This window comes from Duganella kummerowiae (genome assembly GCF_053572355.1).
Map to the genome: position 1 here is coordinate 276,550 of NZ_JBKFEH010000015.1, position 20,620 is coordinate 297,169.

Below are 20,620 nucleotides of genomic sequence, written 5' to 3' on the forward strand. Positions count from 1 at the left end.
TATTGCCACAATTAGGAGGCGGTCTTCACCTTTTTCGGGGGCTTGGGCAGCTGCAGCAGGCGGGTGCCGGCCAGGCGGTCGTGCAGGAACTGGCGGTCACGGTCGAGGAAGGCGGTCAGCGACCACAGCAGGATGCCGGCCAGCACGGCGCCCAGCGCTTGCCAGCGCTGCAGGCCGACGGCGTAGTCCAGCAGCAGGGCCGGCAGCACCCACATCCAGGCGAGCAGGTAGCGCAGCGCGGCCACGCGCGGTGGCGGCAGGGCGCCGTCCGGCAGCGCCACCCGGATGCGCCAGGTTTTCATGGCCAGGGTCTGGCCTTGGCGCGTCCACTGGTGGATGAAGTAGGCGCCCAGCACCAGGAAGGCCAGGGCCTGGCGCATGTGTTCGGCCACCGGCGTGTGGCTGGCGCCGCTGGCGACTTCGAACACGAGGAAGGGCAGGAACAACACGGCAAAGGCCAGCAGCAATTCGTACACCATGGCGACCAGGCGGCGCCGGACGGTCGGGGTGGGGAGTGCCGCCAGGGGCGCGCCGGTGGGCGCCGCCCCGGCCGGCAGAGAGGAAGATGCGGCCAGTGCATCGGTGGATGGCATGGGAGGCGTTGCGCGGCCGGACCCAGCCGGTGTAGCGGCGCCGGCATCCGGACGGCTGGCGGCGTGCATATTTACCTTATTTACCATTGGCGGAGGCGGGTGGCGTGCTGGACGGCGGCGTCGCTGCGGGCGCCGGGGCGGCGGGGGCCGGCGCCGGCGTGGGGGTAGCAGAGGGCGCAACCGTCATACCGGGTGCAACAGCGGGCGCCGCGGCCTGGGCCGGGGCGGCGATGGTGGGCGTGATGTTGGAAGCCCCCGGGGCGTTGGCCGGCAGCGGCACCAGCGGCGCGCCGGGCTGCGGCGCCGGGGCCGAGTACGAGGGCGCCGGTGCAGCGGCGGCCGGCGCCGAAGCCGGTTCGGCGGTCTTGATCGGGGCCGGGGTCTTGACCTTGGCCTGGGCCGCCGTCGGCAGGTTCACCACCTGCTTTTTCTGCGGCGCGGCGGCGGCCAGCTTTTTCTTCTGTTCCTCGGGCAGCTGCTGGTATTCCTCCCACTGCAGCGACTTCTTGTCGGCGGCCAGCTTCTGCGCGCGGGCGAAGTTCTGGCGCACCTGGCGCCGCTCCTCGGGCGTCATCTTGACCCATTCACGCATGCGGTCGTGCACGCGGGCCTGCTCGTCCGGCTTCATGGACGAGTAGCGGGCCGCGATCTCCAGCCATTTCTGCTTGCGGATGGGTTCTATGGTGTCCCACTCGTCGCGCAGCGGTTCCAGGGCCTGCTGCTGGGCCGGACGCAGTTCTCCCCACAAGGGCTTGGTGCGCTGTTTGGGCGCTTGGGCCTGGCCGGCGGCAGCGGCCGGGACGGGCGCCTTGCTGTCGCACGCCGCCCCGGCCAGGGCCAGGGCCATCACGGTCATTACGCTGGCGGTCTTGTGCATCCGGCTGCCGAACCACGCCATTTATTGCTCGCTTTGCGACAGGTAGGCGTTGAACCCGTGGTCCAGGTAAGCCGTCAGCGGCAGCTCGTCGGACAGCACGGCCGCGTCGATTTCCGCCAGCTCGGCGATGCGCTGCTGTTCCTCATAGTGGTAGACGCCGGCCAGGCCGGCCACCAGCAGCAGCAGGGGCACGGCCACGCCGACCCGGCCCAGCCAGGCGAACGGCTGCGAGAAGAAGCCGCCACCGGCGCCGGCCGTGGCCAGCTCGGTGTGGGCCACGCGCACTTCCACATGCGGCTTCTTGCGCGCCAGCGCGGCGCGGCGGGCTGCCGCCAGGCGGTCGGTGGTCGATGCGGGCAGGTCCTCCAGGGTTTCATTCAGCGCGTGCCGCACCTTGTACGCGAAGTTCAGATCGTCGGTGTTCATAGTTTTATTCCCTTGGCTTTGAGCGACTCGGCCAGTGCATGAGTTGCCCTTGAGCAATGCGTTTTCACGCTGCCTTCGGAGCATCCCATTGCTTCGGCTGTCTCAGCCACGTCCATATCGTGCCAATAACGCATAAGGAAGGCTTCCCGTTGACGCGCCGGGAGCTTTTTTACTTCATCATCAATGAGTTGCAGCATTTGCTGGCGCTCGACCTGGTCGGCGCTGGATTCGGCGGCGGCCGATCCCGCCTCGGCCTGGTAGGATTCGAGTATATCAAAGTCCTCGTGCTCGTCCGACGACGGGCCCATGCCGGAAAACAGGCTGACCCAGGTGTTGCGCACTTTCTCGCGCCGGAAGTAATCGAGGATGGTGGTCTGCAGGATGCGCTGGAACAGCAGGGGCAGTTCGGCGGCCGGCTTGTCGCCGTATTTCTCGGCCAGCTTGATCATGGCGTCCTGCACGATGTCCAGGGCCGCCTCGTCCTTGCGCACCGCGTACAAGGCATGTTTGAAGGCGCGCCGCTCCACGTTTTCGAGGAAATCCGATAATTCTTTGTCTGTTGCCATGCGTCGGGTGGGCGGAGGAGATTGCGGCCGGTTCAAACTTGCGCATGCTAGCAAAATTTACTTTGTTTTGCATGGTTTTTACGACTATTGACGGCCAGCACGCCGCTAAAACGGCAATATTCTCAATTTGTCCTTGCTCAAAATGATGCGCCGTAGTACCGTATGGGACGCTTTGCAACCCCGAAGCCTTATGGTCTGGTCGCAGCAGGCACACAACGCCGCAATCGATCCGACGCGCTTTCATTTGTCAGCAGTTTGCTCTTACCCGCGTTACAAGCGCGAGAGGTAAGCCGAGCCGCTACAGACAACCCGGCCAAACGAGAATTTGCGCTAACGCCGCTTTGCACGCCACTACGGTTGGCGGAAGAGGCAGTGTGACCGCATACGCAAAGGGAGGCAGGGCGGAGCTGCAGCAGCAGGCCTATTTCGCCAGGACAGAGCATCCGATCAATCTCCTATGGACCTTGAAAGGAATGTTTCATGAACACCGAAGCAGGATCTCAACTCACAGGCGCGGAAATCGTCGTGCGCTGCCTGGCGGAGGAAGGCGTTGAACACGTCTTTGGCTACCCCGGTGGAGCCGTCCTCTACATCTACGACGCCATCTTCAAGCAAGACAAATTCCAGCATATCCTGGTGCGCCACGAGCAGGCCGCGATCCACGCCGCCGATGCCTATTCGCGCAGCTCCAACAAGGTCGGTGTCGCCCTGGTGACTTCGGGTCCGGGCGTGACCAATGCCGTGACCGGCCTGTCCACCGCCTACATGGATTCCGTTCCCATGGTCGTGATCTCGGGCCAGGTGCCCAGCCACGCCATCGGCCAGGACGCCTTCCAGGAATGCGACACGGTGGGCATCACCCGCCCCGTGGTCAAGCACAACTTCCTGGTCAAGGACGTGAAGGACCTGGCGGAAACCATCAAGAAAGCCTTCTTCATCGCCCGCACCGGCCGTCCCGGCCCCGTGCTGGTCGATATCCCCAAGGATATCTCGATGCACAAGGCGGCCTACTCGTACCCGAAAGAGGTCGAGATGCGTTCCTACCGTCCGGTCGACAAGGGCCACGCGGGCCAGATCCGCAAAGCGGTCCAGCTGCTGCTGCAGGCCGAGCGCCCCATGATCTACACCGGCGGCGGCGTGATCCTGGCCAATGCCTCGCCCGAGCTGAACAAGCTGGTCGACAAGCTGGGCTTCCCGGTCACCAACACCCTGATGGGCCTGGGCGCCTATCGCGCCAGCGACGACAAGTTCGTCGGCATGCCCGGCATGCACGGCACCTACGAAGCCAACATGGCGATGCAGAACTGCGACGTGCTGATTGCCATCGGCGCCCGCTTCGACGACCGCGTGATCGGCAATCCCAAGCACTTCGCCTCGAATCCGCGCAAGATCATCCATGTGGACATCGACCCCTCGTCGATTTCCAAGCGCGTCAAGGTGGACATACCCATCGTCGGCAACGTCAAAGACGTGCTGGTCGAATTCCTGGCCCAGCTGGACGCCACCGACGCCAAGCCCAACGCTCCGGCCCTGAAGGACTGGTGGAAGCAGATCAACGAATGGCGCGGCCGCGAGTGCCTGAAATACCCGACCTCGGACCTGGTGATCAAGCCCCAGTCCGTGGTGGAAAAACTGTGGGAAGTGACCAAGGGCGACGCCTACATCACGTCCGACGTCGGCCAGCACCAGATGTGGGCCGCGCAGTACTACCCGTTCAACAAGCCGCGCCGCTGGGTCAATTCCGGCGGCCTGGGCACCATGGGGGTCGGCCTGCCCTACGCCATGGGCGTGCAGATGGCCAACCCGGACGCCACCGTGGCCTGCATCACGGGTGAAGGCTCGATCCAGATGAACATCCAGGAACTGGCCACCTGCAAGCAGTACCATCTGACGCCCAAGATCATCATGCTCAACAACCGCTTCCTGGGCATGGTGCGGCAGTGGCAGCAGATCGACTACGGTTCGCGCTACTCCGAGTCCTACATGGATTCGCTGCCCAACTTCGAGAAGCTGGCCGAGGCCTATGGCCACGTCGGCATGCGCATCGAGAAGCCGGGCGACGTGGAAGGCGCGCTGCGCGACGCCTTCGGCATGAAGGACAGGCTGGTATTCATGAACTTCATCACCGACCAGTCGGAGAACGTGTGGCCCATGGTCAAGGCAGGCAAGGGTCTCTCTGAAATGCTGCTGGGTTCGGAGGATCTCTGACATGCGACACATTATTTCTGTATTGCTGGAAAACGAAGCCGGCGCGCTGTCGCGCGTGGTGGGCTTGTTCTCGGCGCGCGGCTACAACATCGAAACCCTGACCGTGGCCCCGACCGAGGACGCGACCCTGTCGCGCATGACCATCGTCACCTCCGGTTCCGACGACATCATCGAGCAGATCACCAAGCACCTGAACCGCCTGATCGAGGTGGTCAAGGTGGTGGACCTGACCGAAGGCCAGCACATCGAGCGCGAACTGATGCTGATCAAGGTGCGCGCGGTGGGCAAGGAGCGCGAGGAAATGAAGCGCACCGCCGACATCTTCCGTGGCCGCATCATCGACGTGACCGAGAAGTCCTACACCATCGAGCTGACCGGCGCCAAGAGCAAGCTGGACGCGTTCATCGACTCGATAGACCGCGCCGCCATCCTGGAAACGGTGCGCACCGGCGGCTCCGGCATAGGCCGCGGCGAACGCATCCTGAAAGTTTAAACAGTACGTTGGTACTATCCCTGGTACGCACGACGTACTGCATCCATACATAGACATAGGAATTATCATGAAAGTTTTCTACGACAAAGACGCTGACCTCTCCCTGATCAAAGGCAAAAACGTGGCCATCATCGGCTACGGCTCGCAGGGTCACGCGCACGCGCAAAACCTGACCGACTCCGGCGTGAACGTCACCGTCGGCCTGCGCAAGGGCGGCGCTTCGTGGAACAAGGTGGAAAAGGCCGGCCTGAAAGTGGCCGAGGTGAACGACGCGGTGAAAGCTGCCGACGTCATCATGATTTTGCTGCCGGACGAGAACATCGCCCAGGTCTACAACGAAAACGTCGCTCCCAACGCCAAAGAGGGCGCGGTGCTGGCCTTCGCCCACGGCTTCAACGTGCACTACGGCCAAGTGGTTCCGCGCGCCGACCTGGACGTGATCATGGTCGCCCCGAAAGCCCCGGGCCACACCGTGCGCGCCACCTATACCCAGGGCGGCGGCGTGCCGCACCTGGTCGCCGTGTACCAGGACAAGTCCGGCAGCGCCCGCGACATCGCCCTGTCCTACGCCTCGGCCAACGGCGGCGGCAAGGCCGGCATCATCGAAACCAACTTCCGTGAAGAAACCGAGACCGACCTGTTCGGCGAACAGGCCGTGCTGTGCGGCGGTACCGTGGAACTGATCAAGGCCGGTTTCGAGACCCTGGTGGAAGCCGGCTACGCGCCGGAAATGGCTTACTTCGAGTGCCTGCACGAACTGAAACTGATCGTCGACCTGATCTACGAAGGCGGCATCGCCAACATGAACTACTCGATCTCGAACAACGCCGAGTACGGCGAGTACGTGACCGGCCCGCGCGTGGTGACCGAAGACACCAAGAACGCTATGCGCCAGTGCCTGAAGGACATCCAGACCGGCGAATACGCCAAGTCCTTCATCCTGGAAAACAAGGCCGGCGCCCCGACCCTGATCTCGCGCCGCCGCCTGACCGCCGAGCACCAGATCGAAGAAGTCGGCGCCAAGCTGCGCGCCATGATGCCCTGGATCGCCAAGAACAAGATGGTCGACCAGTCGAAGAACTAAGCGGTATCTTCGCTGTGCAAAAAAGCCGGGACTGGTTCCCGGCTTTTTTACGTCCATCGTCGGCTGTTACAAACACTCACCATGTCTTACACGTGCGCTGAGGAAATTCGGTTACAGTGCGCTTGTCTTAAATTTAACTGGAGATGAGCCATGACATTCCTGAAATCCCTGATTGCCGTCGCCGCCGTCACCGCCGCGCTCGGTGCGCATGCCGCCGAGGGGGCGGCCACCGCCGGCACCCTGGTGATCGTCCCCGCTTCCGGCGAGGTCAAGCGCGCCAATGACCAGGCCATCGCCACCCTTGCCATCGAGGAAACCGACAAGGACAAGGCCGCCGCCGCCTCGCGCGTCAACCAGAAAATGAAGCAGGGCCAGGAAATCGTGCGGAAAGAGGACCCGCAGGCCAGCCTCAAGACCCAGGGCTATTACACCTATCCGGTCTACCCCGAGGAGCAGCCGCAGCCCAACCAGCGCGGCACCCCCAAGCCGCGCGTGCCGACCGCCTGGCGCGTGGGCCAGTACCTGCAGGTGACCACCGCCAATATCGACAAGCTGCCCAAGACCGTGGCCGCCGCCCAGCGCATCCTGACCCTGAACAACCTGCAGTTCGGCCTGTCGCCGGAAGCCACCCGCCAGCTGGACGAGCAGCGCATCGCTGTCACCTACAAGACCCTGAACGAGCGCGTCGCCGCGATTGCCAGGGCCATGGGCCGCCCGGTCAGCGACGCTACCGTGGAGACCATCGACTTCGCCGGCGCTGGCAATTACGCGCATTACGCGCAGGAAGGCGGCGTGATGATGGCGCGCGCCGCAGCGGCGCCCATGATGAAAGACAGCAACGCCGTCGAGGAGCCCAGCTTCGAACCGGGCGAAACCACGCTGCAGATGAACGTGGTCGGTAAGGTGCGCTTCAAGTAGCTGTTTTGCAGCGGTGAGGCGCGCCCCGGGCGGGGGCTGCCTCCTCTATAATGATGGCGCTAGAACATCAAGAGAGAACGGAACCTTATGGCCAAATTCCCCCGCCGCCGCGCCAAGGGCGCCGCCCAGCCTGGCGCCAAGCCGTCCCGCTTCGCCCGTTTCGCGCGCCAGCCCAAGGGCGACAAGGGCGACAAGCCGCGCCGCCGCGGCATCTATCTCCTGCCCAACGCCTTCACCACGGCGGCCCTGTTCTGCGGCTTCTACGCCATTGTCATGGCCATGAACCAGAAATTCGAACACGCGGCCTGGGCCATCTTCATCGCCATGATACTGGACGGTCTCGATGGCCGCATCGCCCGCCTCACCAATACCCAGAGCGAATTCGGGGCCCAGTACGACAGCCTGTCCGACATGGTGTCCTTCGGCGCCGCGCCGGCGCTGGTGATCTATGAATGGTCGCTGCGCGGCCTGGGCAAGCTGGGCTGGATTGCCGCCTTCGTCTACTGCGCCGGCGCCGCGCTGCGCCTGGCCCGCTTCAACACCAATATCGAGGTGGTCGACAAGCGCTATTTCCAGGGCATGCCCAGCCCGTCGGCGGCAGCGCTGGTGGCCGGCATCATCCTGATGATGCTGGAGCTGGAAGTGTCCGGTCTGGAGCTGGCCTGGGTATCCTGGGGCATCGCCGTATTCGCCGGCCTGACCATGGTCAGCAACGTGCCGTTCTACAGCTTCAAGGACGTCAATTTCCGCAAGTCGGTGCCCTTTATCGTGGTGTTCCTGATTGCGCTGGGCCTGGCCCTGATCGCCATCAAGCCGGCCGTGACCCTGTTCCCGCTGTTTGCCGCCTATGGCATCTCGGGCTACGCGGTGGCGCTGTGGCGCGCGGCCAAGGGCAAGCCGGTCAGCCTGGTGCAGACCACCCACGAGCCGGTAGATCCCAGCGAGCGTTTGTAAGCGGCGAGCGGATACGGGACACAGCAACGCAGCAAACCAGCCACGGAGCACACCATGAGTACCTCGAACCGCCTCATCATCTTCGACACCACCCTGCGCGACGGCGAGCAGTCGCCCGGCGCGTCCATGACACGCGACGAGAAAATCCGCATCGCCCGCCAGCTGGAACGGCTGCGGGTGGATGTGATCGAGGCCGGCTTCGCGGCCGCCTCGCCGGGCGACTTCGACTCGATACGGGCGATCGCCGCGGCGGTCAAGGAATCGACCATCTGCTCGCTGTCGCGCGCCAACGACCGCGACATCGCGCGCGCCGCCGAGGCATTGCAGCCGGCCGCCCGCAAGCGCATCCACACCTTCATTGCCACCTCGCCGCTGCACATGAAGATGAAGCTGCGCATGGAGCCGGAACAGGTGCTGGAACAGGCCAAACTGGCGGTGCGCTACGCCCGCCAGCATACCGACGATATCGAATTCAGCCCGGAAGACGGCAGCCGCTCGGACGAGGATTTCCTGTGCCGCGTACTGGAAGGCGTGATTGCCGAGGGCGCCACCACCATCAACTTCCCGGACACGGTGGGCTACGCGGTGCCGGAAATCTTCGGCGAGACCATACGCCGCCTGCGCGAGCGCATTCCGAATTCGGACAAGGCCATCTGGTCGGTGCACTGCCATAACGACCTGGGGCTAGCGGTGGCCAATTCGCTGGCCGGCGTGATGATAGGCGGCGCGCGCCAGATCGAATGCACCATCAACGGCCTGGGCGAACGGGCCGGCAATACGGCGCTGGAGGAAGTGGTGATGGCGCTGCGCACCCGCGCCGCTTACTACAACCTGGAAGTGGGCATAGACGCCACCCAGATCGTGCCGGCTTCCAAGATGGTGTCGCAGATTACCGGCTTTGCCGTGCAGCCCAACAAGGCGGTGGTGGGCGCCAACGCCTTCGCGCATGCGTCCGGCATCCACCAGGACGGCATCCTCAAGGCGCGCGAAACCTATGAAATCATGCGCGCCGAGGACGTGGGCTGGACCGCCAACAAGATCGTGCTGGGCAAGCTGTCGGGCCGCAACGCCTTCAAGCAGCGCTTGCAGGAGCTGGGCATAGAACTCGATTCCGAGGCCGAGGTCAACGCCGCCTTCGCCCGCTTCAAGGAGCTGGCCGACCGCAAGGCCGAGATCTTCGACGAGGATATCCTGGCCCTGGTCTCCGATGGCGAGCAAGGGCAGGGCAGCGAACATTACCGCTTCGTGTCGCTGGCGCAGCGCTCCGAGACCGGCGAGCTGCCCCATGCGCGGGTGGTGTTTTCAGCGGGCGGGGTGGAGCACAGCTGCGAGGGGACGGGCGACGGCCCGGTCGATGCGACCGTCAATGCGATCGAATCGCAGGCCGCGTCCGGGGCCGAGTTGGTGCTGTTCTCGATCAACGCCATCAGCAGCGGCACCCAGTCGCAGGGCGAGGTGACCATGCGCCTGTCCAGGGAGGGGCGCATCGTCAACGGGGTCGGGGCCGACCCCGACATCGTGGTGGCGTCGGCCAAGGCTTACCTGGCCGCGCTCAACAAGCTGCACTCGAAAATCGAGCGCGTCAATCCCCAGGGGAATTAGAAGCGCAGCTTGACGTAGGCGGCGGGGCCCTTCAGGCGGATGTTGACATCGCCGTCGGTGCGGCCGTCGCGCTCCAGGCTGATCTTGGACACGCTGTAGTCGGCCACTAGGCCCACGTTCTTGGCGAAGAACCATTCCACGCCCACCATGCCGCTGTAGATGTGGCCGGTGATGTTGCCGCCGTTTTTCTTGATGCCGCTGGCCTCGGCGTACATGCGCACCTCGGGCGTGAAGGCGTGGCGCCAGCCCAGTTCCAGCAGCGGAGCCCAGGCGCTTTCGCTGTCGTCATAGCGGGCGTTGCCGGCGATGTTGTTCAGGGTGCCGCTGGCGGTGCCGCGGATGGCGCCCTTGTAGTAGGCCGCGCCCACGCCGATGCCGAACACGTCGTTGCCCTGGCCCAGCCACCATTTGTAGGCGAAGTTGGCCAGGTCCAGCTTGAGCTTGGCGTCCAGGCGGCCATTGCCGGTCAGGGGCTGGCCCAGGTAGTTGGCGCCGCCGGACAGGCGCGGGTTGTAATCCTTGTCGTAGCGGTAGTAATCGAAGGCCAGGCCTTGCGAGTCGCCGATCAGGAGGTCGGCGCGCACGCGCGGCAGGGTGACGCGGTCGGGCTCGTAGTCGCCGCTGTCAATGTTGCCGTACTGGGTGTTGGCGGTGGCCTTGATGGTGGGATCGGCCCAGAAGGCGCCGGCCGAGACGCTGGCGCGGTCCAGGGCGGGCGAAGGCTGGGCCCAGGCCGGGGCGGACAGGGTGAGGGCGGCTGCGGCGCCCAGCAGGAAGCGGGCGGCGGGCAGGGTGCGGGTCATGTTTTTCTCCGGATAGTAGATGTGCAAGGTTGTACTCAATCCAACGATGAGTTGCGGAAATCATAGCAATTGCTCGCTTTTCATCACGTCGGGCGCACCCTCGACGTGGCGTGGGATTTGTCCTACTCGGAATGGTTGTTGGCCGCGCGGTTTTTGGTTATACTCGCGGGTCTGGCCGTTTGGCCGGATTTTTAATGAAGTTCACGGTGGGCAGGGTAGTCACTCCGCGCACCGCATGTGAAAGGTAAATATCATGACCGTAGAAAACATCAACAAAGCCGCCATCATCGCGGACAACGCCCGTGGCCAAAACGACACCGGTTCGCCGGAAGTGCAAGTGGCACTGCTGACCGCCCGCATCAACGAGCTGAACGGCCACTTCAAAGAGCACACCAAGGACCACCACTCGCGCCGCGGCCTGATCAAGATGGTCAACCGCCGTAAGAGCCTGCTGTCCTACCTGAAGAACAAGGACGCAACCCGTTACCGCGACCTGATCGCCAAACTCGGCCTGCGTAAGTAATTCTTGCAGTCCCCCGGTTTCTGACCGAAATGCCTGCGCCAGTTCGCTGCCGCAGGCATTTGTCATTGGAACCGTGGAAAAAATGCCAAGAAGAAGCAACTCTTGGCGGCATGGCATCCGTCATGTAGCAAAGCCGGCCCTGGAGGGCCGGCCGTGGTGAGGTGAACGACAGCCCCTGAAAATCTGTCGGCAAATAGAAAGGGATTACCCATGTTTAATAAAGTAACGAAAACCTTCCAGTACGGACAGCATACCGTGACCCTGGAAACCGGCGAGATCGCACGCCAGGCTTCCGGCGCCGTGCTGGTGTCGGTGGACGACACCGTGGTGCTGGCCACCGTGGTGGCGCGCAAGGACGCCAAGCCGGGCCAGGACTTCTTCCCGCTGACCGTGGACTACGTCGAGAAGACTTACGCAGCCGGCAAGATCCCTGGCGGCTTCTTCAAGCGCGAAGGCCGTCCGTCGGAAAAGGAAACGCTGACCTCGCGCCTGATCGACCGTCCGATCCGTCCGCTGTTCCCCGAAGGTTACATGAACGAAGTGCAAGTGATTGTGCACGTTCTGTCGGTGAATCCCGAAATCGACCCTGACATCGCCTCCATGATAGGCGCCTCGGCCGCCCTGTGCGTGGCCGGCGTGCCGTTCAACGGCCCGATCGGCGCGGCCCGCGTCGGCTACGCCAACGGCCAGTACATCCTCAACCCCACCGTCAGCCAGCTGAAAACCTCCAAGATGGACCTGGTGGTGGCCGGTACCGAAACCGCCGTGCTGATGGTGGAATCGGAAGCGCAGCAGCTGTCGGAAGAAATCATGCTGGGCGCCGTGGTCTACGGCCATGAGCAGATGAAGACCGTGATCGACGCCATCCATGAGCTGGTGCGCGACGGCGGCAAGCCGGAACACCAGTGGACCCCGCCGGCCAAGAATGAAGCGCTGATCGCCAGCGTGACCCGCTTTGCCGACGCCAAGATCCGCACCGCCTACCAGACCAAGGACAAGCAGGCCCGCACCGAACTGCTGCGCGCCATGCAGAATGAAGTGCTGGCCGACGTGGCTGCCGAAGCGGCCGCCGCCGGCGCCGCCGCACCGGACGCCGTGGAAGTGGGCAACATCCTGTTTGAGCTGGAAGCCAAGGTGGTGCGTTCGCAGATCCTGGAAGGCGAGCCCCGTATCGACGGCCGCGACACCCGCACCGTGCGCCCGATCTCGATCCGCACCTCGGTGCTGCCGCGCACCCACGGTTCGGCCCTGTTCACCCGTGGGGAAACCCAGGCCCTGGTGGTCGCCACCCTGGGCACCGCCCGCGACAGCCAGAAGATCGACGCCCTGATGGGTGAGTTCACCGATTCCTTCATGCTGCATTACAACATGCCGCCCTTCGCCACCGGCGAAACCGGCCGCGTGGGCACTCCGAAGCGCCGCGAAATCGGCCACGGCCGCCTGGCCAAGCGCGCCCTGGTGGCCGCCCTGCCGTCGGAAGAGGAATTCAGCTACTCGGTGCGCCTGGTGTCGGAAATCACGGAATCGAACGGTTCCTCGTCGATGGCCTCCGTGTGCGGCGGCTGCCTGGCCCTGATGGACGCCGGCGTGCCGATGAAAGAGCACGTGGCCGGTATCGCCATGGGCCTGATCAAGGAAGGCGGCCGTTTCGCCGTGCTGTCCGACATCCTGGGTGACGAAGACCACCTGGGCGACATGGACTTCAAGGTGGCCGGCACCCGCAACGGCATCACCGCCCTGCAGATGGATATCAAGATCCAGGGCATCACCAAGGAAATCATGCAAGTGGCGCTGGCGCAAGCCAAGGAAGGCCGCGAGCACATCCTGGGCGAGATGCAGAAAGCCGTGCCCAGCGTGAAGACCGAGCTGTCCGACTTCGCGCCGCGCCTGATCACCATCAAGATCAACCCCGAGAAGATCCGCGACGTGATCGGCAAGGGCGGCGCCGTGATCCGCGCCCTGACCGAGGAAACCGGCACCCAGATCGACATCAGCGACGAAGGCGTGGTCACCATCGCCTCGGTGGACGCCGCCGCCGGCCAGGAAGCCAAGCGCCGCATCGAGGAATTGACCGCTTCCGTGGAAGTGGGCAAGACCTACGACGGCACCGTGCTGAAACTGCTGGACTTCGGCGCCATCGTGCAAGTCATGCCTGGCAAGGATGGCCTGCTGCACATCTCGCAGATCGCCAACGAGCGTGTCAACGCCGTGGCCGACTACCTGAAGGAAGGCCAGCAAGTGCGCGTCAAGGTACTGGAGACCGACGACCGCGGCCGCCTGAAGCTGTCGATGAAAGCCGCTGCTGAAGAAGCCGCCGCAGCCGCACAGTAAGCTGCACCACTCTCAGACAGAAACCGCCGGCGCGCAAGCCCGGCGGTTTTTTTTCGCCGGTACGGAACTTCTGGTATGCAGCGCGGTCAAACTGCTCATCAATCGACCGCGCTGGGGACCCATGAGTATCCACTACGAGGACGACACGGCCGCCTGGCCGACCGCGAGGCAGGGCTGCGCGGCTGTCCTGCCGGGTGTCCGTGGAGCGTGCAGCACATACTCGATCCAGACTTTTTTCCGGAGGAGCCATGAGTACCGATTATGAGGAGGATGCGGCCGCCTGGGCGCTGGAACAGGTGGCCTTGTTGCGGGCAGGGCGGTGGTCTGAACTCGACATCGAGCACATCGCTGAGGAGATCGAAGACATGAACCTCAGTAACCGGCACCAAATCGCGCATCGGATGGCGATACTGATGGCCCATTTGCTGAAATGGAAATACCAGCCTCAGCGGCGTGGCGCGAGCTGGGAGGGAAACATACGCCACCAGCGTGACATGATCAATCGCCTGCTGCGCAAGATGCCGAGCTTACGTCCCTTGCTGGACAAGCCGCGCTGGCAGGCCGACGTCTGGAAGGATGCGCTCGATAACGCTATTCATCAGACCCGACTGCGGACTCTTCCGCAGGTCCGGCCCTGGACATTCGAGCAGATCCTGGACAACGACTTCTTCCCGGACTGACTATTTGCCCTCGTAGCTGACGCGGAAGATGCGCCCGCCGAAGTCGTCCGAGATCAGCAGCGAGCCGTCCGGCAGCTGCGCCACGTCCACCGGGCGCGCCACCACCTCATCATCCTTGCCGCGCAAGAAACCTTCCACGAAGGGCGTGTCGCTCACCACCTTGCTGTCGTACAGCGTGATCAGGCGCACCTGGTAGCCGCTCTTGGTGCTGCGGTTCCAGGAGCCATGCTCGGCCACGAAGATGCTGTTGCGGTAGGAAGCCGGGAATTGCTGGCCGGTGTAAAAGGCCAGGCCCAGCGGCGCCACGTGCGGGCCCAGCTTGGCCATGGGCGCTTCGAACTGCGCGCAGCTCTTGCCCTTGGCGTAGTCCGGATCCGGCACCACGCCGCCGTGGCAATAGGGGAAGCCGAAATGCAAACCGGGCCTGGGCGCCACATTGAGTTCGCAGGAGGGCGTGTTGTCGCCCATTTCGTCGCGGCCGTTGTCGGTGAACCATAGCGCCTTCGTCACAGGATGGAAGGAGAAGCCCACCGTGTTGCGGATGCCGCGCGCGTATTCCTCCAGCTGGCTGCCGTCCGGATTCATGCGCCAGATACGGGCGCTCTGGGTGGTCTCGGTGTCGCACACATTGCAGGGCGCGCCCACCGGCACGTACAGCTTGCCGTCCGGTCCGGCCTTGATGACTTTCTCGCCATGCCATTTATCCTTGGGCAGGGCGGTGGAGACCACCTTGTAGGCCGGCTTGCTGGCATAGCTGCGGTCGATGTCGTCGAAGCGTATCACGCGGCTGATCTCGCCCACGTACAGGGCGCCGTTGAGCAGGGTGACGCCGATGGGCGAGTCCAGGCCCTCGGCCACGGTGACCACCTCGGCCGACTGCCGGTCGGCGCGCGGCACCAGCGCATAGACCTTGCCGGCCTTGCGCGAGCCGACATAGACCACGCCGCTGTCCGACACCGCCAGCGCGCGCGCCGTGGCCGCGCCTTCGGCATACAGCGAGATGCGGAAACCCTTGGGCAGCTTGAAGCCGCCCAGGTCGAAGCTGGACGGCTTGGCGCCGGCAGCAGCCGTGGTGGCGGTGGCTCTTGCCGCCGCCACGGCGGGCTTGGTGGCGCGCTCGCCCACGTAGTCGGCCAGCACTGCGATCTGCTCGGCGCTCAGGGCCGGCGACCAGGCCGGCATGCCCTTGTCCGGCACGCCCTTGCTGATCACTTTCACCAGGTTGGCCTTGGTTGGTGCGCCGTGTATCCATGCATGCTGCCCCAGCGTGGGGCCGGTGCCGCCTTCCAGGCTGGCGCCGTGGCAGACCGCGCAATGGTTCTGGTACAGCTGTGCGGCGCTCAGCGCGGGCGCGGCGTGGGCCTGTGTGGCGGCCAGCGCCAGGCCGAGGGCCGTGGCGCGCAGTGCGGAATGATTCATTTGCGGGTTCCGGTCAGGTTACGATCCGCTATTGTGCCACCGCGCGGCGCGCATGGACAATCCGGCAGCGATTGCCTACACTGCGTCGTTTCATACTAGGGCGAGGCGGGAGCGGCATGACGGCAGGCGTAATCGATTTCAGCGTGGCGGTCGAGGGTGCGCTGCTGCGCGGCGACCAGTATGTGGGCGCGGACAGCAACCGGGTGCTGTACGTGCACGGCGCCGGCAACAGCAGCCGCCATGGCCACCGCCTGCTGCGCGGTGCGCTGCAGGATCGCGGCATAGGCAGCACCTGCTTCGATTGCATAGGCCATGGCGAGACCGGCGGCGCGTTGGCGCAGTCGTCGGTGGCCAGCCGCACGCGCCAGGCGCTGGCGGTGGCGCACCAGCGCGAGCTGCCGCAGCCCCTGGCCATCATTGGCGCCAGCATGGGCGCCTACAATGCGCTGCGCCTGACGCGGCATGCGCAGGTCGATGCGCTGGTACTGATCGTGCCCGGCGTGTACACCCCGCCGGCCTACGAGGTGCCGTTCGGTCCGGAATTCTCGGCCATCATCCGGCGCGAACGCAGCTGGGCGGATAGCGACGCCTGGGACATCCTGGCCGGTTTCCGTGGCCGCCTGCTGGTGATCGCGGCCGAACACGACGCTGTGATCCCGCTGGAGATTCCGCAGCGCTTGGTGGCCGCCGCCCGCCAGGCGCAATCGAGCGTGCTGCACGTGGTGCAGGGCGCGCAGCACAACCGCCTGTGGTCGCTGCTGGCCGAACAGCCGGCGCGCTTCGATCACGCCGTCGGGCTGGTGGCCGATACGGTGCGCGGCTGAGGCTCCAGGGGGAACACGGCAACCGCCTCCACCAGGTTGTGCGCCTGCGTGTTCACGTTGCGGACCTGGCTGGCGACCACGGCAAAGCCGCGTCCCTGCTCCCCGGCGCGGGCGGCTTCCACCGCCGCCTTCAAGGCCAGGATATTGGTCTGGAAAGCGATACCATCGATGACAGCGATGATGTCCACGACGCGGCGTGAGCTCTCGGAAATCTGGCCCATGGTAACCACACCTGGCCGACCATGGCGCCGCCGTGTTCGGCCGCGCTCCTGACGGTGGAAGCAAGTTCGCTGGCGCGGTCGGCAGTGGCGGCGTTCTTGCTGACGCTGGCGGTGATCTTGTCCATCTGCGCCGCGCTCTGCTGCAAGTTGGCCGCTTCCTGCTCGGTACGGGCGGACAGGTCGGAATTGCCGGCGGCGATTTCCTGGGAGCCCGATTCGATGGCGCTGGCAGAGGCGCGCACGCTGGTGACCATGCGCGCCAGCGATTGCTGCATGTCGGCCAGGGTGGCCAGCACGCTGTTGGGCGGGGCGGCGGCGCTGCTGGGCAGCGGGCTGAGGTCGCCCGAGCTGACCTGCATCGCGGCGGCGCACAATTGCTGCGGGCCGGCGCCCAGCGAGCGGTGCACGCTGCGCTTGATCATGGTGCCCAGCAGCACGGCGCACGCCACCGCTACCTACACATTGGGGGAACAGGAGGGCGATGGCCGGGAAGGAAAGCGAACGCTGGCAGGAGTGGGGCCAACGTGCCGGGAGCGCACGTTAGGTTGCTGTGACGTAATGGTATCGCTGAGCCTGCTTTGGTGTATAGCGTTGCGCAGTGACTTGTGGTAAATCCGGCAGCGGTGTTGCGGCAAGCCCGGCGCACTGCACGGCGTGCGCCGGGCTGAGCAGCCGGCGCGCTTCAATCCGGTCCGGACAGGGGCCCGCCCTAAAGGTAGGCCAGGTAGCTGATGCCGTTCTTGATCGTCCCGATCAATTGCGTTTGATTTTCGGGGCTCTCGCTGAAGCTGCTCAGCACGTCAGCACTGTTGGCGCCACGGTCCAGCACATCTGTCCAGTACGCCGCGCCGGCCGCGTCAGGAGCGCGGTGCAGCACGTTCTGGTACAAGTACGTGACCAACTCGCTGTTACCTGGATGGGCGCCATACAGGCTGGCGAATTCTGCGCTATGGACAAAGCTTTCTGCTACCTCGTGCAGCGTAGCGCCACGGTCCATCTGCGCGATCCAGTAGCCCAGCCCTGCCTTGTCGGGGGGGCGGCCGAAGGCGGCCTGGTACAGGCGATAAGCCTGCCCGGCAGCGCCGGCCACGTCGAAGGCGATCGCACTGTCGCTGAACTGAATCCGCTCCATGTTCACCAGCAGTACCGTGCTGTCCCTGGTGCTGAGCGTGACGCCTTCCGCCGCCACGCCCACGGTGTAGGCGCTGGATGGCCCCGTGACGGTTGCCGTGTCGACGCCTGCACCGCCATTGACGGTGTGGCTTCCCGTCTCGACCGCGATGATGTCGGCCCCGGCGCCGCCCAGCTGCGCCTTGCCGGCCTGGACCTGCAGCTTGAGCGCGGCGCCGGGCAGGGAGCCATTACCGAGTGCGTCTATTGCAATCGCCTTGAAGGAATAAACGCCGTTTGCCAAGTCATCCGATTGCCATAGCCAATGACCGTTCTGGTCCGCCTTCGCGCCGCCCATTATCTCGCCATCGCGCAGGATGGAGACCAGTGCGCCCGCCTCGGTATCGCCCTGCAGTACGGGGCGCGATCCCAGCGCCGCGCCGTCCGCACCCAGCTGTACCTGGATGACGGGGCTGGCTGGTGCGGTGGTGTCGGTGGTGACGCTGACCGGTATGCTGGAAACCGATGTTCCGCCCGCGCCGTCTGTCGTCACCGCGCTAAGGACGTGCTTGCCATCTGTCAGCAATAAAGCATTGGCGCTCCAGAGTCCGGTGGCGCCGGCCTTGGTGGTGGCGACCACGGTATCGCCCTCTTTCACGTCGACGATGGCATAGGCGTCGGCGGTGCCGGACAGGGCCACTTGCCGGCTGGCGTACACTTCCTTGTTTTCCACCACTTGCATGGTGGGAGTACGCATGGTCACCGGCATCGGCCCGACCTGCAAGGTGAGGGCCGGGCTGGGACTGGACGCGTGGCCGAAACTATCGCTGGCGGTGGCGCTGATCGTGTAGCGGCCATTTTCCATTGCCAGTTCCAGTTTCCAGGCGCCCCACTGATCGGCCTGCACCTTGGCCAGTTCGACACTGTTATTCCACAGCTGTAGCCAGCTGCCGGGTTCCGCCACTCCGCTGAAGGTTACGTTGTTGCCTTGGGGAGTGCTGGCTTTCAGGCTGGGCCGGAAAGGCGGCGTGGAGTCCATTGTCAGGGACAAGGTGTTGCTGGAGATCGAGAGCTTGCCGGCGGTATTGCTGGCTATCGCGTAGACCTGGTGCATGCCATCGGCCAGCAGGGCGGTATAGCTGAACAGTCCGGCGGCGGTGGCGGTGGTAGTGCCCAGCAGCATGCCTGCTTCGTAGAACTGTACCTTGCTGCCGGCCCCGGCCTTGCCGCTCAGGATGATGCTGCCTGTGCCGCTGCTCAGGGCGGTGGTATCGAGTACCGGGGCAGGCACGCCGGTTCCGCTTTGCTCGGCTGCGATGCCATAGCTGACCGTACCGATGGTGCTGTACACCTGCAGGTAGTAGCTGCCGGTCGCGGCGGCGATGTAAGTCATCTTGCCGACCGAGCCGCTCTGGTCGACCAGTGCCGCGCCGACTTTGCTGCCGTCGGCGGCCAGCAGTTGCAGGGCGGCGCCGAGCGCCGGCAGGCCAGTGCCGCCGGCTATGCTGTCGATATAAAAGTCATAGCTCACTCCGGCTTCCAGCCTTAACTGGTACATATCGATATCGCCGGTCTCCTCGATTGCGCCCCAGCGCGCGGCCGCACCCAGGGATAGCAGGGCGGCGCCGGCCAGCGTATCCGCCACATCGTCCTGCAGTGCGGCCAGCTTGTAGGAAACCCGGTACGAGGCCGTGCTGTTGAAGAAGGCTTGCACATCCAGGGTATGGTAGCCGGTGGAGGTGGCCTTGTAGCTCAGGTATTGATGGCTGCCGGCGGTACGCACGCTCCCCAGGTAACCATCGAAGTCCAGCGACTGCAACAAGGGCGTCAGGCTGCCCGCGCTGCCGGACAGCGTTTCTATGTCGAATTCGTACACTTTGCCGGCGGTCAGCTTGGCTGCGAAGAAGTCGCGGTCGCCGTCGCGGTCCAGGCGGCTCTCGACCGCCACACCGGCACTGAGTACCTGCGGTGTACCCGCTGCATCCGACACGTCGCCTGCCGCCGTCAGTGGGGCTTCATGCGCTGCCACGGTATAGGTGCCGGTACTCTTGCCCAGCTGTTCCGAGACCGCGAGAAAAAAGCCGCTGAAGCTGAGGCTGTCGACCGGGACCGTGAATTCAATGCGGGGATCACCGTCCAGCCCGCCCTTGGTGGCGGTGGCAAGCACTTTGCCATTGGCGTCCATCAGCGCCAGTTGCGGAACCGCGGCGCCATCCTGACCCAGGCTATTGCCCGAACTGGCGGCCGAGTAAAGTTCCAGCGTATAGCGCTTGCCCGGCATCAGATACACGGCTACCCAATCCACATCGCCCGCATGTTCCAGGTTGCCGCTGATGCCGCTGCCCGGCGTGACGCGGCCGGTGGTATAGATATCCGGCGTGAAGCCGTCGTGTTCTATGGTCTTGGCGACTTGCAGGTGGTAGTTGCCGCTGTCGGTACCGATGCCGCTTACCACGAGGGTAGTTTCCTTCCTGCTGGCAAAGCTCAACTGGAGCACGATGCTGGTCTGGCCAATCAGGTAGACGAAGGGCGTCTGGCTCCATTTGCCGTCAAGGTAAAGGTCGACCGTGAGGAGGGCCTGCGCCGGCTTGTCCAGTATGATGGTGTAAGGCTGCCAGGGGTCCAGGTCCAGCTTGTAGACGTCGGCATCCATCCAGCCGTCGATGCTGCCGTCCGCCGCCGTATTGCGGGGCAGGGCAATGGGCGTCGCCAGCGTGTTCCCCGCCTTATCCGTATCGCTTTGCACCGCAGTCGCCATCGAGAGGTATAGCCGCCCAGGGCCGAATGGCTGTCGGCCTTCACATAGTAGTCGCCGCTGGCCAGCGGGGTGTAGCCGAAGGTCTTGCCGGCTTGACCGTATTGTGTGGAAATGTATGCTCCCGGTCCGCTGGTGCGGCCATCCGCGCTCTCCACGGACAATGAAAAAGCCAGGAGCGACGAGAAGTCGGTGCCGGGATCGCCATCCAGCGAGAAGAGATAGGATTTGCC

General features: G+C 64.6%; 18 protein-coding genes and 1 pseudogene. 10 read left to right on the top strand and 9 right to left on the bottom strand.

Going from position 1 to position 20,620, the window contains the following annotated elements; genetic code table 11:
• Positions 1 to 11: 11 nt before the first annotated feature.
• From ACLB1G_RS20920 to ACLB1G_RS20935, 4 genes are all read right to left on the bottom strand, one after another.
• On the bottom strand, positions 12 to 593 hold the full coding sequence (locus ACLB1G_RS20920) for an RDD family protein (protein WP_491629169.1): 582 nt from the start codon (positions 591 to 593) through the stop codon (positions 12 to 14).
• Between the two features lie 76 nt (positions 594 to 669).
• Positions 670 to 1,470, bottom strand: a complete 801-nt coding sequence (locus ACLB1G_RS20925; protein WP_491629170.1) for a DUF3106 domain-containing protein — start codon at positions 1,468 to 1,470, stop codon at positions 670 to 672.
• 21 nt (positions 1,471 to 1,491) lie between these two features.
• Positions 1,492 to 1,896, bottom strand: a complete 405-nt coding sequence (locus ACLB1G_RS20930) for a DUF3619 family protein (protein WP_491629171.1) — start codon at positions 1,894 to 1,896, stop codon at positions 1,492 to 1,494.
• The gene (locus tag ACLB1G_RS20935) at positions 1,893 to 2,462 is read right to left on the bottom strand and encodes an RNA polymerase sigma factor (protein WP_491629219.1); all 570 of its coding nucleotides are present in this window, start codon (positions 2,460 to 2,462) and stop codon (positions 1,893 to 1,895) included. The genes ACLB1G_RS20930 and ACLB1G_RS20935 overlap by 4 nt, the downstream gene beginning before the upstream one ends.
• 480 nt (positions 2,463 to 2,942) lie before the next feature.
• Here ACLB1G_RS20935 and ACLB1G_RS20940 point away from each other — a divergent pair, with 480 nt between their 5' ends.
• The 6 genes from ACLB1G_RS20940 to ACLB1G_RS20965 all read left to right on the top strand — a co-directional run bounded on the left by ACLB1G_RS20940 (position 2,943) and on the right by ACLB1G_RS20965 (position 9,721).
• Positions 2,943 to 4,670: an acetolactate synthase 3 catalytic subunit gene (locus tag ACLB1G_RS20940; protein WP_491629172.1), complete on the top strand. Its 1,728-nt coding sequence runs from the start codon at positions 2,943 to 2,945 to the stop codon at positions 4,668 to 4,670.
• Position 4,671: 1 nt separating this feature from the next.
• Complete coding sequence (gene ilvN / locus ACLB1G_RS20945) at positions 4,672 to 5,163, top strand: acetolactate synthase small subunit (protein ID WP_491629173.1); 492 nt, start codon at positions 4,672 to 4,674, stop codon at positions 5,161 to 5,163.
• A 67-nt stretch (positions 5,164 to 5,230) separates the two neighbouring features.
• Positions 5,231 to 6,247, top strand: coding sequence for a ketol-acid reductoisomerase (gene ilvC / locus ACLB1G_RS20950; protein WP_491629174.1), 1,017 nt, complete (start codon positions 5,231 to 5,233; stop codon positions 6,245 to 6,247).
• 150 nt (positions 6,248 to 6,397) lie between these two features.
• Entirely contained in the window at positions 6,398 to 7,165 is a 768-nt protein-coding gene (locus ACLB1G_RS20955; RefSeq protein WP_491629175.1) for an SIMPL domain-containing protein, read from the top strand.
• An 87-nt stretch (positions 7,166 to 7,252) separates the two neighbouring features.
• Positions 7,253 to 8,119, top strand: coding sequence for a CDP-diacylglycerol--serine O-phosphatidyltransferase (pssA, locus tag ACLB1G_RS20960; RefSeq protein ID WP_491629176.1), 867 nt, complete (start codon positions 7,253 to 7,255; stop codon positions 8,117 to 8,119).
• A 54-nt stretch (positions 8,120 to 8,173) separates the two neighbouring features.
• Entirely contained in the window at positions 8,174 to 9,721 is a 1,548-nt protein-coding gene (locus ACLB1G_RS20965; RefSeq protein ID WP_491629177.1) for a 2-isopropylmalate synthase, read from the top strand.
• Here the strand turns inward: ACLB1G_RS20965 and ACLB1G_RS20970 are convergent.
• Positions 9,718 to 10,524: a hypothetical protein gene (locus ACLB1G_RS20970; RefSeq protein ID WP_491629178.1), complete on the bottom strand. Its 807-nt coding sequence runs from the start codon at positions 10,522 to 10,524 to the stop codon at positions 9,718 to 9,720. The genes ACLB1G_RS20965 and ACLB1G_RS20970 overlap by 4 nt on opposite strands.
• A 253-nt stretch (positions 10,525 to 10,777) precedes the next feature.
• On the opposite strand from ACLB1G_RS20970, the gene rpsO reads away from it, so the two are divergent.
• From rpsO to ACLB1G_RS20985, 3 genes are all read left to right on the top strand, one after another.
• Complete coding sequence (gene rpsO / locus ACLB1G_RS20975; RefSeq protein ID WP_491629179.1) at positions 10,778 to 11,047, top strand: 30S ribosomal protein S15; 270 nt, start codon at positions 10,778 to 10,780, stop codon at positions 11,045 to 11,047.
• 210 nt (positions 11,048 to 11,257) lie between these two features.
• Complete coding sequence (gene pnp, locus ACLB1G_RS20980; RefSeq protein ID WP_491629180.1) at positions 11,258 to 13,378, top strand: polyribonucleotide nucleotidyltransferase; 2,121 nt, start codon at positions 11,258 to 11,260, stop codon at positions 13,376 to 13,378.
• Between the two features lie 248 nt (positions 13,379 to 13,626).
• Entirely contained in the window at positions 13,627 to 14,058 is a 432-nt protein-coding gene (locus ACLB1G_RS20985) for a DUF29 domain-containing protein (protein ID WP_491629181.1), read from the top strand.
• On the opposite strand, the gene ACLB1G_RS20990 is transcribed toward ACLB1G_RS20985, so the two are convergent.
• Entirely contained in the window at positions 14,059 to 15,477 is a 1,419-nt protein-coding gene (locus ACLB1G_RS20990; RefSeq protein ID WP_491629182.1) for a c-type cytochrome, read from the bottom strand.
• A 116-nt stretch (positions 15,478 to 15,593) separates the two neighbouring features.
• Between ACLB1G_RS20990 and ACLB1G_RS20995 the strand changes: the two genes are divergently transcribed.
• Positions 15,594 to 16,301, top strand: coding sequence for an alpha/beta hydrolase (locus tag ACLB1G_RS20995; RefSeq protein WP_491629183.1), 708 nt, complete (start codon positions 15,594 to 15,596; stop codon positions 16,299 to 16,301).
• Positions 16,302 to 16,359: 58 nt separating this feature from the next.
• On the opposite strand, the pseudogene ACLB1G_RS21000 reads toward ACLB1G_RS20995, so the two are convergent.
• The 3 genes and pseudogenes from ACLB1G_RS21000 to ACLB1G_RS21010 form a co-directional block, all read right to left on the bottom strand.
• Positions 16,360 to 16,483 (bottom strand): annotated as a pseudogene (locus ACLB1G_RS21000) (methyl-accepting chemotaxis protein); the annotation flags it as partial.
• Positions 16,432 to 16,959 (bottom strand): hypothetical protein, encoded by a 528-nt coding sequence (locus ACLB1G_RS21005; RefSeq protein ID WP_491629184.1) that lies wholly within the window; start codon positions 16,957 to 16,959, stop codon positions 16,432 to 16,434. The gene ACLB1G_RS21005 and the pseudogene ACLB1G_RS21000, both read right to left, overlap by 52 nt.
• Positions 16,960 to 17,231: 272 nt before the next feature.
• The gene (locus ACLB1G_RS21010; protein WP_491629185.1) at positions 17,232 to 20,378 is read right to left on the bottom strand and encodes a DUF4214 domain-containing protein; all 3,147 of its coding nucleotides are present in this window, start codon (positions 20,376 to 20,378) and stop codon (positions 17,232 to 17,234) included.
• Positions 20,379 to 20,620 lie beyond the last annotated feature (242 nt).

Excerpts from the sequence above, each read along its gene's own strand:
- ACLB1G_RS20935 (WP_491629219.1), bottom strand. The coding sequence starts at position 2,462 with ATGGCAACAGACAAAGAATTATCGGATTTCCTCGAAAACGTGGAGCGG.
- pssA (WP_491629176.1), top strand. The coding sequence starts at position 7,253 with ATGGCCAAATTCCCCCGCCGCCGCGCCAAGGGCGCCGCCCAGCCTGGC.
- ACLB1G_RS20940 (WP_491629172.1), top strand. The coding sequence starts at position 2,943 with ATGAACACCGAAGCAGGATCTCAACTCACAGGCGCGGAAATCGTCGTG.
- ACLB1G_RS20965 (WP_491629177.1), top strand. The coding sequence starts at position 8,174 with ATGAGTACCTCGAACCGCCTCATCATCTTCGACACCACCCTGCGCGAC.
- pnp (WP_491629180.1), top strand. The coding sequence starts at position 11,258 with ATGTTTAATAAAGTAACGAAAACCTTCCAGTACGGACAGCATACCGTG.
- ACLB1G_RS20955 (WP_491629175.1), top strand. The coding sequence starts at position 6,398 with ATGACATTCCTGAAATCCCTGATTGCCGTCGCCGCCGTCACCGCCGCG.
- ACLB1G_RS20990 (WP_491629182.1), bottom strand. The coding sequence starts at position 15,477 with ATGAATCATTCCGCACTGCGCGCCACGGCCCTCGGCCTGGCGCTGGCC.
- ACLB1G_RS20970 (WP_491629178.1), bottom strand. The coding sequence starts at position 10,524 with ATGACCCGCACCCTGCCCGCCGCCCGCTTCCTGCTGGGCGCCGCAGCC.
- ACLB1G_RS20985 (WP_491629181.1), top strand. The coding sequence starts at position 13,627 with ATGAGTACCGATTATGAGGAGGATGCGGCCGCCTGGGCGCTGGAACAG.
- ACLB1G_RS20930 (WP_491629171.1), bottom strand. The coding sequence starts at position 1,896 with ATGAACACCGACGATCTGAACTTCGCGTACAAGGTGCGGCACGCGCTG.
- ACLB1G_RS20920 (WP_491629169.1), bottom strand. The coding sequence starts at position 593 with ATGCCATCCACCGATGCACTGGCCGCATCTTCCTCTCTGCCGGCCGGG.
- rpsO (WP_491629179.1), top strand. The coding sequence starts at position 10,778 with ATGACCGTAGAAAACATCAACAAAGCCGCCATCATCGCGGACAACGCC.
- ilvC (WP_491629174.1), top strand. The coding sequence starts at position 5,231 with ATGAAAGTTTTCTACGACAAAGACGCTGACCTCTCCCTGATCAAAGGC.
- ACLB1G_RS20925 (WP_491629170.1), bottom strand. The coding sequence starts at position 1,470 with ATGCACAAGACCGCCAGCGTAATGACCGTGATGGCCCTGGCCCTGGCC.
- ilvN (WP_491629173.1), top strand. The coding sequence starts at position 4,672 with ATGCGACACATTATTTCTGTATTGCTGGAAAACGAAGCCGGCGCGCTG.
- ACLB1G_RS20995 (WP_491629183.1), top strand. The coding sequence starts at position 15,594 with ATGACGGCAGGCGTAATCGATTTCAGCGTGGCGGTCGAGGGTGCGCTG.